The sequence below is a fragment of the Streptomyces spororaveus genome, from assembly GCF_016755875.1.
GTDB classification, from domain to species: Bacteria; Actinomycetota; Actinomycetes; order Streptomycetales; family Streptomycetaceae; genus Streptomyces; species Streptomyces spororaveus.
On record NZ_BNED01000005.1, the window covers coordinates 6,874,766 to 6,890,582 of the forward strand.

General features: G+C 71.8%; 13 protein-coding genes. 5 read left to right on the forward strand and 8 right to left on the reverse strand.

Features of this window, described 5'->3' with window-relative positions; genetic code table 11:
- The first annotated feature begins 10 nt into the window (after positions 1-10).
- Positions 11-466, forward strand: coding sequence for an Lrp/AsnC family transcriptional regulator (locus Sspor_RS33655; protein WP_030388502.1), 456 nt, complete (start codon positions 11-13; stop codon positions 464-466).
- Positions 467-485: 19 nt separating this feature from the next.
- Here the strand turns inward: Sspor_RS33655 and Sspor_RS33660 are convergent, their stop codons facing one another.
- Entirely contained in the window at positions 486-1,196 is a 711-nt protein-coding gene (locus Sspor_RS33660; protein ID WP_202202457.1) for a GNAT family N-acetyltransferase, read from the reverse strand.
- A gap of 385 nt (positions 1,197-1,581) precedes the next feature.
- Here Sspor_RS33660 and Sspor_RS33665 point away from each other — a divergent pair, with 385 nt between their 5' ends.
- The 3 genes from Sspor_RS33665 (at position 1,582) to Sspor_RS33675 (ending at position 4,677) form a co-directional block, all read left to right on the forward strand.
- Positions 1,582-1,980 (forward strand): glutathione S-transferase family protein, encoded by a 399-nt coding sequence (locus Sspor_RS33665; RefSeq protein WP_202202458.1) that lies wholly within the window; start codon positions 1,582-1,584, stop codon positions 1,978-1,980.
- A gap of 156 nt (positions 1,981-2,136) precedes the next feature.
- On the forward strand, positions 2,137-2,937 hold the full coding sequence (locus Sspor_RS33670) for a carbon-nitrogen hydrolase family protein (protein ID WP_202202459.1): 801 nt from the start codon (positions 2,137-2,139) through the stop codon (positions 2,935-2,937).
- A gap of 42 nt (positions 2,938-2,979) precedes the next feature.
- The gene (locus Sspor_RS33675) at positions 2,980-4,677 is read left to right on the forward strand and encodes a flavin monoamine oxidase family protein (protein WP_202202460.1); all 1,698 of its coding nucleotides are present in this window, start codon (positions 2,980-2,982) and stop codon (positions 4,675-4,677) included.
- A 132-nt stretch (positions 4,678-4,809) separates the two neighbouring features.
- On the opposite strand, the gene Sspor_RS33680 is transcribed toward Sspor_RS33675, so the two are convergent.
- From Sspor_RS33680 to Sspor_RS33695, 4 genes are all read right to left on the reverse strand, one after another.
- Positions 4,810-5,094 carry a hypothetical protein gene (locus Sspor_RS33680; protein ID WP_202202461.1) on the reverse strand — a complete coding sequence of 95 codons (285 nt, stop codon included), beginning with the start codon at positions 5,092-5,094 and terminating at the stop codon, positions 4,810-4,812.
- A gap of 83 nt (positions 5,095-5,177) precedes the next feature.
- Positions 5,178-5,819, reverse strand: coding sequence for a DUF5995 family protein (locus Sspor_RS33685; protein ID WP_202202462.1), 642 nt, complete (start codon positions 5,817-5,819; stop codon positions 5,178-5,180).
- A 75-nt stretch (positions 5,820-5,894) separates the two neighbouring features.
- Positions 5,895-7,301 (reverse strand): uracil-xanthine permease family protein, encoded by a 1,407-nt coding sequence (locus Sspor_RS33690; RefSeq protein ID WP_202202463.1) that lies wholly within the window; start codon positions 7,299-7,301, stop codon positions 5,895-5,897.
- A gap of 99 nt (positions 7,302-7,400) precedes the next feature.
- Positions 7,401-8,648 carry an MFS transporter gene (locus Sspor_RS33695; RefSeq protein WP_202202464.1) on the reverse strand — a complete coding sequence of 416 codons (1,248 nt, stop codon included), beginning with the start codon at positions 8,646-8,648 and terminating at the stop codon, positions 7,401-7,403.
- Between the two features lie 55 nt (positions 8,649-8,703).
- On the opposite strand from Sspor_RS33695, the gene Sspor_RS33700 reads away from it, so the two are divergent.
- The gene (locus Sspor_RS33700) at positions 8,704-9,861 is read left to right on the forward strand and encodes an ROK family transcriptional regulator (RefSeq protein ID WP_202202465.1); all 1,158 of its coding nucleotides are present in this window, start codon (positions 8,704-8,706) and stop codon (positions 9,859-9,861) included.
- A 1,492-nt stretch (positions 9,862-11,353) separates the two neighbouring features.
- Here Sspor_RS33700 and Sspor_RS33705 read toward each other — a convergent pair.
- The 3 genes from Sspor_RS33705 to Sspor_RS33715 form a co-directional block, all read right to left on the reverse strand.
- Positions 11,354-12,121 (reverse strand): SDR family oxidoreductase, encoded by a 768-nt coding sequence (locus tag Sspor_RS33705; RefSeq protein ID WP_202202466.1) that lies wholly within the window; start codon positions 12,119-12,121, stop codon positions 11,354-11,356.
- 52 nt (positions 12,122-12,173) lie between these two features.
- On the reverse strand, positions 12,174-13,073 hold the full coding sequence (locus Sspor_RS33710) for an RNA polymerase sigma-70 factor (RefSeq protein ID WP_272934854.1): 900 nt from the start codon (positions 13,071-13,073) through the stop codon (positions 12,174-12,176).
- 100 nt (positions 13,074-13,173) lie between these two features.
- Positions 13,174-15,537 (reverse strand): chitinase C-terminal domain-containing protein, encoded by a 2,364-nt coding sequence (locus Sspor_RS33715; protein ID WP_202202467.1) that lies wholly within the window; start codon positions 15,535-15,537, stop codon positions 13,174-13,176.
- Positions 15,538-15,817: the final 280 nt, after the last annotated feature.

The window sequence follows — 15,817 nt, forward strand, 5'->3', positions numbered from 1 at the left end:
TCCACCCGCAGTGCGACTGAACGATCTCGACGAACGCATCGTGCACGCCCTCGCCGAGGACGCCCGGCGTTCCTACGCGGACATCGGCTCCGAGGTCGGTCTCTCGGCCCCCGCCGTGAAGCGGCGCGTGGACCGGCTGCGCGCCGAAGGCGCCATCACCGGCTTCACGGTCCGGGTGGACCCGGCCGCCATGGGCTGGGAGACCGAGGGCTTCATCGAGATCTACTGCCGCCACAACACCTCGCCGGACGACATCCGGCGAGGGTTGGAGCGGTACCCCGAGGTGGTGGCCGCGTCGACCGTCACCGGCGACGCGGACGCCCTCGTCCAGGTCTTCGCCTCGGACATGCGCCACTTCGAGAGGGTCCTGGAACGCATCGCGGGCGAGCCCTTCGTGGAACGCACCAAGTCCGTGCTCGTCCTCTCCCCGCTGCTGCGCCGCTTCACCTCCGGCGCCCCCGCCTGAGATCCCCGGTCCCCGGCGCTCACGCCCGCGGGGTACGAAGCCCCAGGAAGAGCGGACTGCGGCGCAGGGTGAAGCCCATCGACCCGTAGAGCCGAACGGCTCCGGTGTTGGACGCCGCCGCGTGCAGGAACGGGCGGTCCCCGCGCCCTCGTATCTCCGCCGCGACCGCGCGTATCAGCCGGTCGGCCAGACCCCGGCCCCGGTGGTCCGGGCGCGTGCACACCGCGCTGATCTCCGACCAGCCCTCCGGCCGCATCCGCTCCCCGGCCATCGCGACCAGCCGGCCCTCGTGGCGGATCCCGAGGTAGGTGCCCAGCTCGACCGTCCGGTCCAGGAACGGGCCGGGCCGGGTCAGCTCCACCAGCTCCAGCATCTCCGGTACATCGGCGGGCCCCAGCGGCACCGCCTCCGGCGCGGCCCCGGCCCGGACCTCCCGCCCGTCCAGCTGCACACCCGGAATCGTCGCCAGCGTCTCCCACCCCGGCGGAGGGGTCAGCAGCCCCGTCACCCACACCTCCTCACCGGGACCGGCCAGCGCGGCCAGATCCGCCCACGCGCGCGGGTCCCCCGGATCGGCGAGCGCCGAGAACGGGGACGCGTCCAGCACGTAGCGGGCCGCCAGGCCCGCGGGCCCGAACTCGGCGAAACCGCGGTGCGGCCCGGTCAGCGCGGCCCAGACCGGATTGTCGAGTACTTCACTGCCGCACAGCGTGCCGCTCTCGGGGGACATGGGTGCGGGGCTCCTTCCGTGGGGCGACGGCGTCCGGGTCGTGACCGCCTTCTTGACGGCCCCCGGCGCCGCCACGAGACTGCGGGGGACGGCCATGACGGACAGCGCCCGCCACCGGAAGCCTAACCAGCACCGGACGGGGACGGCCGAGGACAGGACGGGGGTGGGCGGCGGTGACGGCGGTGGAAACGGCCAGGACGGCGGACGCGGACCCCGACACGCACGCCCGGACCCTGCGGCGCCGGTGGCTCACCCGGCGCCTGCACATCGACCTCCTGAGGGTGTGCAGCGCATTCGGCGCTCGCGGCTGACCCCCACCGGATACGAGTGACCCGGACCGGGCGCGCGCACCGCGCCGCCCGTTGTCCTCCACCCCAGGAGAGTCATGTCGCACACCGTCCTGCCCCGCACCCCGCTGCCCCGCACCGGCCCGGCGCCCGCCCCGCGCGGCCGCATCGGAGCCGGGTTCTCCCCCGTACCGCACCGCTACCACCTCTACCTCCGCGCCGGCTGTCCCCGCTCCCTGCGCGTCACCGACACCCTCGCCGACCTGGGCCTCACCCACTCCGTCACCGCCACCGTCCTCGGCGGGGACCCCGGGGCGGCCGATCACACCGCGCTGCGCCTGGCCTACGAGGCCACCGGCCACCACTTCGACGGCGCCCTGACCGTGCCGGCCCTCGTCGACACCTGGAGCGGCCGCGTCGTCTCCGACCACACCCCCGACATCCTCGACGACCTGCGGTTCCTGGCCGCCCACCCGGCCTTCCGCGCGGGCTCGTAGCAGGGGCGGCGCACGGGCCCGCGCAACGAATCGCCGCGTCGGTGGTGGAACACGCAACGATTCGATGCGCGGAGCGCAACGCTCACGTCTTGTCCGGATCGAACGCGCAAACGTACCGTTTGATGACCCCCTTCCCGCCTGTCACAGAGGTAGCCCATGCCCCCGCTGCGCACCGCCCTCCTCCAGAGCTCCGGCGTTCTCGGCGACACCGCCGAGAACCTCAAGGCGCTCGACGAGGCGGCGGCGCGCGCCGCACAGAGCGGGGCCGGGCTCCTCGTGACCTCGGAGATGTTCCTGACCGGCTACGCGCTGGACCTCCAGGACATCCCCGGCCTCGCCGAACCGGCCGACGGCGCCATTGCCCAGGCCATCGGCGAGATCGCCCGCCGCCACGGGATCGCCGTCCTCTACGGCTACCCGGAGGGCGCGGACGGCGTCGTCTACAACGCCGCCCAGCTCATCGGCCCCGACGGCGCGGCGCTGGCGAACTACCGCAAGACCCACCTCTTCGGCTGCTTCGAACAGGACGCCTTCACCCCCGGCGACACCCCCGTCGTCCAGGCGGACCTGAACGGCCTCCGCATCGGCATCATGATCTGCTACGACGTGGAGTTCCCCGAGAACGTCCGGGCGCACGCGCTCGCCGGCACCGACCTCCTCCTGGTGCCGACCGCGCAGATGCACCCGTTCCAGTTCGTCGCCGAACAGCTGGTCCCCGTAAGGGCCTTCGAGAACCAGATGTACATCGCGTACGTCAACCGCACCGGCCCGGAGGGCGAGTTCGAGTTCGTCGGACTCAGCTGTCTGGCGAGCCCCGACGGGGTCACCCGGACCCGGGCCGGCCGCGGCGAGGAGCTGGTGTTCGGCGAGGCCGACCCCGAGCTGCTGTCGGCCTCGCGCGAGAACAACCCGTACCTGCGCGACCGCCGACCCGGGCTCTACGCCTCCCTCGTCTAAGCCCCCTCTTCCCCCAGCCCTGCCGCAAGGAGACGTGCCCCCATGACGTCCACGGTGCCCACCACCGCCGTCCCGCACAGCGACGGACAGCCGCCGATCACCATGTTCGGCCCGGACTTCCCGTACGCGTACGACGACTTCCTCGCCCACCCGGCCGGCCTCGGCCAGATACCGGCGACCGAGCTCGGCACCGAGGTCGCCGTCATCGGCGGCGGGCTGTCCGGCATCATCTCCGCCTACGAGCTGATGAAGATGGGCCTCAAGCCCGTCGTCTACGAGGCCGACCAGATCGGCGGCCGCCTGCGCACCGTCGGCTTCGAGGGCGCCGAGACCGAGGGCCTCACCGCCGAGATGGGCGCCATGCGCTTCCCGCCCTCCTCCACGGCCCTGCAGCACTACATCGACCTCGTCGGCCTGGTCACGGAGCCCTTCCCGAACCCGCTGGCCGAGGCCACCCCCTCCACGGTCGTCGACCTCAAGGGCGAGACCCACTACGCCGAGACCATCGCCGACCTCCCGCAGGTCTACCGCGACGTCGCCGAGGCCTGGAACGCCTGCCTCGACGAGGGCGCCGACTTCTCCGACATGAACACCGCGATGCGCGAGCGGGACGTCCCGCGCATCCGCGAGATCTGGGCCAAGCTCGTCGAGAAGCTCGACGACGAGACCTTCTACGGCTTCCTCTGCAAGTCCGAGGCCTTCAAGTCCTTCCGCAAGCGGGAGATCTTCGGCCAGGTCGGCTTCGGCACGGGCGGCTGGGACACCGACTTCCCGAACTCCATCCTGGAGATCCTGCGCGTCGTCTACACCGAGGCCGACGACCACCACCGCGGCATCGTGGGCGGCTCGCAGCAGCTGCCGCTGCGCCTGTGGGAGCGCGAGCCGGAGAAGATCGTGCACTGGGCCCAGGGCACCTCGCTGTCCTCCCTGCACGACGGCACCCCGCGCCCGGCGGTCACCCGCCTGCACCGCACCGCCGGCAACCGCATCACGGTCACCGACTCCTCCGGCGACATCCGCACCTACCGCGCCGCGATCTTCACGGCCCAGTCCTGGATGCTGCTGTCGAAGATCGAGTGCGACGACACGCTGTTCCCGATCGACCACTGGACGGCGATCGAGCGCACCCACTACATGGAGTCGTCCAAGCTGTTCGTCCCCGTCGACCGGCCGTTCTGGCTGGACAAGGACGAGGAGACCGGCCGCGACGTCATGTCGATGACGCTGACCGACCGCATGACCCGCGGCACCTACCTGCTGGACAACGGTCCGGACAAGCCCGCCGTCATCTGCCTCTCGTACACCTGGTGCGACGACAGCCTCAAGTGGCTGCCGCTCTCCGCGAACGAGCGGATGGAGGTCATGCTGAAGTCCCTCGGCGAGATCTACCCCAAGGTCGACATCCGCCGCCACATCATCGGCAACCCGGTCACCGTGTCCTGGGAGGACGAGCCCTACTTCATGGGCGCGTTCAAGGCCAACCTCCCGGGCCACTACCGCTACCAGCGACGCCTGTTCACCCACTTCATGCAGGACCGCCTCCCCGAGGACAAGCGCGGCATCTTCCTCGCGGGCGACGACATCTCCTGGACGGCCGGCTGGGCCGAGGGCGCGGTCCAGACCGCCCTCAACGCCGTCTGGGGCGTCATGCACCACCTCGGTGGCTCCACGGACGCCACCAACCCCGGCCCGGGCGACCGCTACGACGACATCGCCCCGGTCGAACTCCCGGAGGACTGACCCTCCCGGCCCCTGATCACGGGCCGCCGCCCCGCGAACGTCAGCGCGCGGGACGGCGGCCCGTTCTCATACCCGCCGCCCCCGGACCGGCCGGGCGCGTTCCGCGCCGGGGCGCCCTTCGCGCCGAACCCGTCATCGGCGCCGTGCGATGCCGTCGAACACGTCGATCAGGTCCTCGATCTCCTGCCCGCGCGAGGTCACCGCCCAGTCGTCCGTGTACCCGGCCCGCATGAGCTCCTGGGACAGGAACTCCAGCATCGTGTCCGCGGCGAAGTCACCGGGAGCCGTGGCGGACACGGCGATCTCCGTCGCCTCCGGATGCCACGCCGTGAGGTCCAGGAGGGACCGGTAAAGCCTCGGGCCGCCCCGGAACCAGCCGGGGACGGTGCGGTTCTGCTCGCTCATTCTTCCTGCCATTGGGCAGAGCCTAGTGAAGGCGGCCGCGGCGGCCCCCAGGAGGTACCGCCGGACCGCGCCGCCGGCGCGCACACGCGGGCGTCTCAGCCCCGCGGGGTCAGCAGGCAGCGGCCGACCAGGCCCACGCCCGCGTCCAGGGAATCGGCGAACTCCTCGGCCAGCTCCGGCACCCGGCGCAGCGTCCACAGCAGGCGGGCCGCGGACCAGGCCCCGGCGCGGGCGCGCTCCAGACTCCACGAGCCGACCAGGTGGGTCAGCGGGTCGGCGATCTCCAGCAGGTCGGGGCCCGGCATCAGATCCTCCCGGATGTGCTCCTCCAGGGAGACCAGGGTGTCGCCCACCCGGTCGAAGTCCGCCTCCAGGGCCCGCGGTTCGCAGTTCAGCTCACCGCACGTGGCCACCACCGCCAGCGCCAGATCATGGCCGATGTGCGCGTTGATCCCGGCCAGCGCGTGCTGCAGCGGGCGGATCCCGGGGTGGCGCCGGTACTGCAGCAGGGGGCGCCAGCAGGCCGGGGCCCGGTCCGCCTCGACCGCCGTCAGGTACCGCTCCGCGAACCGCACGCTGAGGGTCTGCGCCTGCCGCGGCGCCGGGAAGGCACCGTGCTCGATCCGCCGGTGCAGGGTCTCCGTCACCGTCAGGTAGACCCGGTTGAAGACGGCGACACCGTCCTGCGGCGGGAGCCGCTCCTCCAGGGCGCGCATCCGCGCCAGCACCGCTTCCATGGGGGCAGAGTCGCAGGCGCCGACGCGGATCCGGGGAACTTGGCCGTACGCTTCCCCGGTTCGGGCGAAACACCGTCAACGGGGCTTGTCCTGGCCGTCCCCGGAGTCGTCGGCGCCGGCGTCGTAGCCGGAGGTGCCCGCGTCGAGCAGGGGCTCCTGCTTCAGGTGCGCGGGCGCGAGGAACCGCAGCGCGTGGTAGCCGGTGATCACCACGATCGTGCCCAGCGCGATGCCGCCCAGCTCGAAGGTGTCGGTGATCTGCAGCTTCACACCGCCGATCCCGATGATGATGCCCGCCGCGGCCGGCACCAGGTTCAGCGGATTGCGCAGGTCCACCCCGCCGTTGATCCAGATCTGGGCGCCGAGCAGGCCGATCATCCCGTAGAGGATGACCGTGATGCCGCCGAGCACCCCGCCCGGGATCGCGGCGACGATCGCGCCGAACTTGGGGCACAGCCCGAAGAGCAGCGCGAAGCCCGCCGCCGCCCAGTAGGCCGCCGTGGAGTAGACCCGGGTGGCCGCCATGACACCGATGTTCTCGGAGTAGGTCGTGTTCGGCGGGCCGCCGACCGCGGTGGACAGCATCGACGCGGCGCCGTCCGCCGCGATCGCCGTCCCCAGCTTGTCGTCGAGCGGATCGCCCGTCATCTCGCCGACGGCCTTGATGTGCCCGGCGTTCTCGGCGATCAGCGCGATCACGACCGGCAGGGCGATCAGGATCGCCGACCACTCGAAGGCGGGTGCGTGGAAGGACGGGAACCCGATCCAGTCGGCCTTCGCGACCGCGGAGAGGTCGAGCCTCCAGTGGTCGACGGCCGCCTCCCCGCCCACCGTCGAGTGGATCTTGCCGAAGAGCAGGTCGGAGATCCAGGAGATCCCGTACCCGAAGAGCAGCCCGAGGAAGATCGCGATGCGCGACCAGAAACCGCGCAGGCAGACCACGGCCGCCCCCGTGAACAGCATCGTCAGCAGTGCCGTCCACTGGTCCTGCGGCCAGTACGTGCTCGCCGTCACCGGCGCCAGGTTGAAGCCGATCAGCATCACCACCGCACCCGTCACGATGGGCGGCATCGCCGTGTGGATGACGCGGGCGCCGAACCGCTGGACCACCAGGCCCGCCAGGAACAGCGCCACGCCGACGACGAAGACGGCGCCCGTGACCACCGCACTGTCCCCGCCCGCGGCCCGGATCGCCGCCGCGACGCCGACGAACGACAGCGAGCAGCCCAGGTACGACGGCACCCGGCCGCGCGTCGCCAGGAGGAAGATCACCGTCGCGACGCCCGACATCATGATGGCCAGGTTCGGATCCAGGCCCATCAGGACCGGCGCGACGAAACTCGCCCCGAACATCGCCACGACGTGCTGCGCACCCAGCCCGGCGGTCCGCGGCCACGACAGCCGCTCCTCCGGCCGGACCACCGCCCCGGGGGCGGGAGTCCGCCCGTCTCCGTGCAGGGTCCAGCCCACGCCGAGGCCCATGTTCCACTCCTCTTCTCCGGACGATCGCCGCCCGTACCGGCCGCTCACACATCGAGGCCGCAGCGCACGGGGTACGTGACGCTGCGGCCGGTCGACATATTACGGCCGGGTTTGGGCAGGTTCGTCGAGGCCGGTGGGTCCGGACTTCGCCGTCGCCCCGCCGAGATCGCCCCCAGCCTGCCCCACCACGGGCCCCTGGCGCAGTACCGCGGCACCCGCCACCAGCGCGAACGCCAGCAGCGTGACCAGTCCGAAGGACACCACCAGCGAGGTCGCGTCCGCCACCGCGCCGATCGCCGACGGCGCGATCAGCCCCGACGTGTACGTGATCGTCGCGACACCGGCAATGGCCTGCGCCGGCGCCGGGCCGCTGCGCCCCGCCGCCGCGAAGGCCAGCGGGACCACCACCGCGATCCCGAGCCCGATCAGCCCGAACCCGGCCAGAGCGCCCGCCGGATGCCGGACCCCGACCACGAGCAGCCCGCCCGCGGTGGCCACCACCCCGCCCGCCCGCACCGTGCGCACCGCCCCGAACCGGTCCACCACCCGGTCCCCGACCAGCCGGGCCAGGGCCATGGTCAGCGCGAACGCCGTGGTGGAGGCCGCCGCCAGACCCGCGTCCGTGTGCAGGACGTCCCGCAGGTAGACCGCCGACCAGTCCAGGCTCGCGCCCTCGGCGAAGACCGCGCAGAACCCGACGGCCCCGATCAGCAGCGCCGACTTCGGCGGCAGCGCGAAGTGCGGCGGCGCCTGCGCCTCCTCGTCGGCCCTCAGGTCCAGCACGCCCTGTACGGCGAACAGCCCGGCCGCCGTCAGCACCAGCGCGGCGACCAGATGGTGCAGCCGGGCGTCGGCCCCGGCATGCGCGGCGACGGTACCCGCGGCCGAGCCGAGCAGCGCGCCCACGCTCCACATGCCGTGCAGCGAGGACATGATCGAGCGGCCCAGCCGGTTCTCCGTCTCCACGCCCAGCGCGTTCATCGCCACGTCCGACATGCCGGCGGTGGCTCCGTAGACGAAGAGCACGAAGCAGAGGGTGGGCAGATTCGGGGCGAGGCTCGGCAGGATCAGCGACAGGGTCCAGAGCGAGAGCAGGACCCGCAGCGCCGTGCGGGCGCCGAGCCAGTGGTTGATCCGGCCCGCCAGCGGCATGGCGAGGGCCGCGCCCACGGCGGGGGCGGCGAGGGCCAGCCCCAGGGTGCCCGCGCTGAGCTGGGCGTGCTCCTGGATCCAGGGGATACGGGTGGCGAAGGAGCCGGTGACGGCACCGTGGGTGCAGAAGACGGCGGCGATGGCATAGCGGGCATGGCGCAGGCGCGCCGGGCTGAGGTCGGTGTCCCCGGTCATGACGATTAAACTATCAGGGACCCTGCCTGATAAATAACGGGCCCGACTCCTTAGGATGGGCGCCGTGACTCCTGCCCCCACCCCCACCCAGGTGCCGTCCCCCGCCTCGCCCAGCACGGCCCGGGCCATCAACGACCGCCTGGCCCTGCAACTCCTCCAGGAATCCGGGCCGCTGACGGCCACCCAGCTCAAGACCATGACCGGCCTCTCCCGGCCCTCCGTCGCCGACCTCGTCGACCGGCTCACCGAAGCCGGACTCATCGAGGTCGCCGGCGAATCCGGCGAACAGCGCCGCGGCCCCAACGCCAAGCTGTACGGGATCGTCGCCGACCGCGCCCACCTCGCCGCCCTCGACGTCCGCACCGACCGGGTCACCGCCGTCGTCACCGACCTCCTCGGCCGCCCCCTCGCCGAAGCCGCCCTGCCCGTCGGCGCCCCCGAGGACGCGGTGGCCGCCCTGCTGCGCACCGCCCGCGAGGCCGGCGCCGCCGAACTGCACACCGTCGTCGTCGGCGCCCCGGGCCTCGTCGCTCCGGCCACCGGCGAACTCCGCGACACCAGCGGCCTCCCGGCCTGGCACCGGGACCTGGTCACCGCCCTGCAGCGGAGCCTGCCCGCCGTGGTCGTCGTCGAGAACGAGACCAACCTCGCCGCCCTCGCCGAGCAGCGCCTGGGCGTGGCCCGCGACCTGGACTCCTTCGTCCTGCTGTGGCTCGGCGCGGGCGTGGGCGCGGCCGTGGTCCTGGACGGCCGGCTGCGCCGGGGCGCCTCCGGCGGGGCGGGCGAGATCGGCTTCCTCCCGGTGCCGGGCACCGGCGGCCTGCCCTCGGCCGCGGACTGCGAGGGCGGGTTCCACGCCCTGGTGGGCCGCGAGGCCGTGACCGCGCTGGCGCACGCCCACGGCTTCACGGGCCCGGCGGAGGAGGCTGTGGCCGGAGCCGCGGGTGAGGCCTTCCTCGACGCCCTGGCCGACCGGCTCGCGCTGGGCGCGGCGGCCGCCGCCGCGATCCTGGACCCGGGCTGCGTGGTCCTGGCGGGCGAACTGGGCCGCGCAGGCGGCCCCGCCCTGGCCGCCCGGGTCGCCGACCGCGTGGCGAAGCTGACTCCGGTCCCGACGGAGATCCGGGCTACGGTGCTGGGCGACCCGGCGGTGCTGTCGGGAGCCGAACTCGCAGCACGCGAGGCCGCACAGAAGGCGCTGTTCGGAGGCTAGCCCGAGAGCCCCACCCCGCCGGGTGCCCCGGCGGGGCGGGGTCCGGGAGGCACGGCGGGGGCGTCGGCTGGCGGGGGTGGCTGGCCGGGGTCGGGCAAGTGCGGCGGGGCTCTGGCTGGCGGGAGTCGGCTGCCCGGTAGCAGGAATGCGGGCGGTGATTCGGTGTGCGGGAGCCGCTCGTTCGGTGGTCAGGGATGTGTATGGGGGTTTCCCGTCAGTCTCATCGTCTCTCCGTGTCGGGCCGGTCCCTCAAGGGCGCTCGTTCCTCGCGTCGCTTCGCGATGGCCTTCGGCCACCCTTGACCGACCGTCCCGCCCCGGAAATCCGAAGACTGCCGAGAAGCCCCCAAAAGAACGAGCCGGTCCAAGCTTTAAGGGACGGGGCGGCCAGAGACCCCCTGCCTGGACGGGGGCGGGGACGCCCGAGAGGCGGGGCCCATCCAGACCCGGGCCCGGATCGGGGGAGGCGCGTCCAATCGCTACGCGCTCCTGACGTCTCAGCGTCCGACGACCGTCCTGGGCTGGGCATAGGCCGCCCACCACTCACGGGTCTCTCGATGACGGCGTCCGACGACCGTCTGCGGTTGGTCATGGGGCGCACACGACCCTTGGGCGCTCCCTTTGGTGGCGGCCGACCGTCGGCACGCCCGCCCAGGCGCATTGAGGGTCCTCTTTGGCTGCGTCTGGCCGTCGTCCGGGGTGAAAAGGCGTGGGACTGCGGCTATTTCGTCGTGGATACAGGTCAGCGCACATGGGTGGCCCAGAAGGCCGCTAATTTGCCCCAATTGCCCCTGTTTGGTGGTGGGTTTGCGGTGTCGTGGTCTCGCTGACCCGGTTCCACGACGGAATACCGGAGCTGTCAGCCGTGAGTCCCTCTCGACGGCTCTCATCAGCCCCTAACTGCCCGCCGGACGCAGTCTGGGAGAAGCAAATGGGTGGTGGGCGGCTTGCGTCCAGGCCCGGCCGGTCGTCGGACGCAGGTCGTGCGTCGGATCGAGGTCGTGGGCGGCTTGTGGCGGGCCCCGGCCGGTCGTCGGTCGCAGGTCGAGCGCCGGATCGAGGCTGTGGGCGGCCTATGTCCAGCCCAGGACGGTCGTCGGACGCTGTGAGATGGGGAGCGCGTAGCGATGTGGTGCGCTTCCCCCGACCCGGGCCGGGGGCTGGATGGGCCCCGTCTGTCGGGTCGTCCTCACCCCCGTCCGGGCAGGGGGTCTCTGGCCGCCCCGTCCTGATCCTTGAGTGCCCGGCTCGTTCTTTTGGGGGCTTCTCGGCAGTCTTCGGATTTCCGGGGCGGGACGGTCGGTCAAGGGTGGCCGAAGGCCATCGCGAAGCGACGCGACGAAGGAGCGCCCTTGAGGGACCGGCCCGACACGGAGAGACGATGAGACTGACGGGAAACCCCCATACACATCCCTGACCACCGAACGAGCAGCTCCCGCACACCGGAGCCCCCGCCCCGCCTTCCCCGGCCCCGCCCCGCCCGGAGCTCCCCCCTACCGCCCCCGCCGCGCAGCGGATGCCGCGGACGATGCGAATTCCGCGAACGTTTTACGGCCCACCGCGTGGGACGGGGTCAGGTTGCCGCCGCGCTTGAAGCCCGCGTAGGCCTTGCCCGCCAGGGGGAGGGGGATCACCCGGCGGTGGCGGCCCGTCGCGGTCAGGTAGGTGCGGGCCAGGTCCGGCAGGGTGTGGATCTCCGGGCCGCCCATGTCCGGGACCCGGCCCGACGGGGTGGGGACCGCCAGTTCCGCCAGGCGGTCCGCGACCTCCCCGACGGCGATCGGCTGGACCCGTACCCCGCTCGGCACCGGGACGAGCGGCAGCTTCGCCGCCGTGTCCACCAGCTGTGCCACCAGGTCGTGGAACTGCGTCGTGCGCAGGATGGTCAGGCCCAGCCCGGACGCCTCCAGCAGCCGCTCGACCCGCAGCTTCGTCCGGTAGTAGCCGAGCGGCACCACGTCCACCCCGACGATGGAGATGTAGACGATGTTGGTGACGGTCCCCGCCCGCCGGGCCGCGTCGATGAGGTGCCGGGTGGCGGTGTCGTCGCCCTTGCCCCCGCCGCGGGTGTTGCTCGCGCAGTGCACGACCACCTCAGCGCCCGCCATCGCCGCGTCCAGCCCGCTGCCCTCCGACAGATCGACCGGGTACTGCGGGGAGTGCCGGCTCAGTGCGCGGACCTCGTGGCCCGCGTTCCGGAGCCGGTCCACGACCAGTACGCCGAGGGTGCCGGTGCCACCGGTGACGAGGATGGTGCTCATGGGTCCGCCTTTCGCCGATGTGGTTCCTTCAGCAGCGGAGACCGGACGGCTCTCAGGAATGTGACAGCTGCCGCTGGAGGAATTCCAGCTTCTCCGGGTTGAGTACCGTGCTGACCTCGCTGACCAGCCCGTTCTCGAATTCCACCAGAAGAACGGCCGTCCCGCCGAAGAGCAGCGCCGGGACCCCGTTGATCTCCGCGACGCTGACCGGCAGGTCTCCGGCGAATTTCTTGAGCACCCCGATCGCGAACCTGGCCACCTTCTCCCGCCCCAGGATCGGCCGCAGCGCGGCGTTGACCACGCCTCCGCCGTCCGAGACGAACCGGACGTCGGCCGTGAGGAGCCCCTCCAGCCGGGCCAGGTCCCCGCCGCGCGCCGCCGTCATGAAGGTTTCCACGAGGCTCTGCCACCGTTCGGGGTCCGGTTCGAAGCGCCGCTCGGGCTCGGCCGCGCGTTCGGCGGCGACCCGGCCGGCGGCCCGCCGGTAGAGCTGGCGGCAGTTGGCCTCGGTGAGGTCCAGGAGGCCGGCGATCTCCCGGTGGCTGTAGGCGAAGGCCTCGCGCAGTACGTAGACGGCCCGTTCCACCGGCGTGAGTTGCTCCAGCAGCACCAGCAGGGCCATGGACACGCTGTCCCGCTGCTCCGCGGACTCCAGCGGGCCGAGTGTGCCGTCCCCGGTGAGGACCGGCTCCGGGAGCCAGGGGCCGACGTACGCCTCGCGCCGCACCCGTGCCGAGGTGAGGGTGTTGAGGCACAGGTTCGTGACGACCTTGGCGAGCCAGGCACCGGGGTGCTCGATCCCCTCGCGGTCCGCGGACGCCCAGCGCAGGTACGCCTCCTGCACGGTGTCCTCGGCCTCCGCGGCGGAGCCGAGCATGCGGTAGGCGATGCCGAACATCCGCGGCCGGTTCTCCTCGAAGTCCGCGTCGGACGCGGTGGTGTGTGTGATCACCGCAGCAGCGTACGAGGCGCGGGCGCGCGGCACGAGAGAGGACCCGGTGGCCGCCGGGCCACCGGGTCCTCACGTTCGCTCGTGCGTCAGGGTGCCGGGGTCAGCAGGCGCCCTGGTCCTTCCAGACACCCCAGTCACCGGTGGTGCCGGGCTCTTCGTTCTGGGTCCACCACTGGGCCTTCCAGTTGCGGCCCTTGTGGGAGACGACGTTGCCGCTGTTGTAGACCGTGCCCGCCACGTACGCCGGGTTGGTGCAGGTCCCGCCCGGGGGCGTGGTCGGCGGGGTCGTGGGCGGAGTGGTGGGGGGTGTGGTCGGGGGAGTGGTGGGCGGCTGGGTGCCACCGCCGGGCTGGACCGTCGTCGTTCCGCGGGCCAGGTCGCCGGCGAGGGCGTAGGTGGTGCCGGAGATCTTCACCGTCCAGTTGGAGGGCGTGGACACCGGCAGGTAGTAGTTGAACGCCAGGTCGACGGAGGCGCCGGGGGTCAGGGTCTGCCAGGCCGGGAGCTTCAGGGAGACCCGCTGGAAGTCGCCCTTGAGGCCGCCGACGTTGGTGCCGGTGTGGCCGCTGCTGATGACGGTCGTGCCGAAGCCGGACTGGTCGGAGGCGTTGTTCGGGGCCGAGGTGCCGTAGTCGAACTGGAACTCGGTGCCGCCGGGCAGCGTGGCGTTCGTGTTGTTGGTGATCTTCAGCTTCGGGGTGAGCGGGTAGTTGGAGTCACCCAGCTTGAACTCGGTGAACTCCGTCCTGATGTCCACGGCCTGGGTCGGCAGGGCGGTGGCGCCCGCCTTCTTCGCGCCGTAGGGGGAGGCCGACTTGAACTTCTGGTACATCGTGTCGGTGAGCGTGTCGCCCATCTCGTACTGGCCCTTGGCCGCGTTGTAGGCGTAGTCGCCGGCGAGTTCCCAGACCATCGTGCCGCCGATGCCCTTGTTCACGACGTAGTCGGCCTTGGCGGCCACCGACTGCTCGTCCTCCGTGGAGAGGAAGACCTTCTTCTGCGCGTTCCACAGCCACGGCGCCACCAGGGTGGAGTCGTACTTGCGGACGTAGGTGCCGGTCAGGGTGGTGTTCGCGGGGAAGCCGTATGTGGTGACGTAGTCGCCTACGACGCCCTTCTCCAGGTTCTTGGCGTGCCACATCGGGTTGGAGCCCGCCGGGGACTCGGCCCCGTTGGTGTCCTTGTCGTGCCACAGGTTGTCGATGCCGACCGCGCCGTCACCGCACTTGGTCAGGCCCGCGCCGGCCGGGCAGGTGGTCGCGGGGGCCTTGCCCCACAGGCCGTCGGTGCCGCCCTGCACGTTCTTGAAGCCGCGGGTGTAGTAGGGCAGGCCGATGTTGATCCGGCCGCCCGGCATCGAGCCGCGGAAGTAGTGATAGGCCCAGTCGGTGTTGAGGTAGCCGATGCCGCCGTACTGGGAGGTGGAGTACACGCCGGCGGCGGCGAGTTCGCCGTCCTTGCCGTCGTCGAAGAGCGAGGCGTTGGGGCCGACGTACTCGTTCCAGGCGCCGTGCAGGTCGTAGGACATGATGTTGACGTAGTCCAGGTACTTCTGGACCTGGAAGGTCTCCATGCCCCGCAGCAGGTAGCCGGAGGAGGGGGCGGCGACGGAGAGCAGGTAGTGCTTTCCGTCGGCGGCGCCCGCGCGGTCGAGCTTCTCGCGCAGGGACTTCATCAGGGCCGCGTAGCCCTGGACGAGGCCGGGGCGGCGGGCGTTGGCCAGCTGCCAGTCCAGCGGGTTGCCGGCGTCCTTCATGGTGGTCGGGTACTCGTAGTCGATGTCGACGCCGTTGAAGCCGTACTTCCGGATGAACTCGACGGAGGAGTCGGCGAAGGTGTCGATGCCTGCCTGGTTGACCGAGCCGTCGGCGTTGGTGGCCATCGAGTAGAAGCCGCCGGAGGCGACGCGGTTGCCGTCGTCGCCGAAGTAGCCGCCGGTCTCCGCCCAGCCGCCGACCGAGATCAGCGTCTTGACGTTCGGGTACTGCTTCTTGAACTTCGTCAGCTGGTTGAAGTGGCCCTTGTACGGGAGGGCCGGGTCCATCTCGGCGCCGGCGACGCCGGGCCAGGTCATCCCGGTGGCGGCGTTGTTCACGCCGTCCGAGCCGACGGAGATCTTGTTGTCGGCGCCCACGTGGGCGAAGGCGTAGTTCAGGTGGGTGACCTTGGACCACGGGATGTTGTTGGCGAGGTAGGCGGGGGCGCCGTCCTTGCCGGTGCGCCAGCCGGTGAAATATCCGATGACGCGGCGCTGGTGGTCCGCGCCCATCTTCTCGCGGCCTTCGGAGTCGTAGACCGAGCAGTAGGGGACGTCGACGCCGGCGGTCTTGTACAGCCCGTCTGGGCGACAGCCCTCGTTGTCGGCCGCGTGCGAGACGCCCGCCGAGAGCCCGCCCACCAGGAGTCCGGCGATTGCGGCGCCGGATGCCAGGAGCAGGGCTCTCGTACGTGTGGGGGACGGCATTGTGCCTCCTGGGGAGGGGAGGTTGCAGGACACAACTGGACACAACATGAAGCAACAGGACTGGTGCAGAAGCGTGTTGGCCCGTGACGTGCGCACATCTGACGGGCTGTTCCCGGGAGGATGAAGGGAACGTTAAGAGGACTAGACCACCTCGTCAATAGGTCTGGACCAACCCCGCCCGACTTGACGAAGTCCGCACCGGTACCGAACCCCCTGTGAGCCAGGCCACACCACATCGCCCGCATGGTGGCCGATCGGGCATGGCAGACTGGCTGGAGTA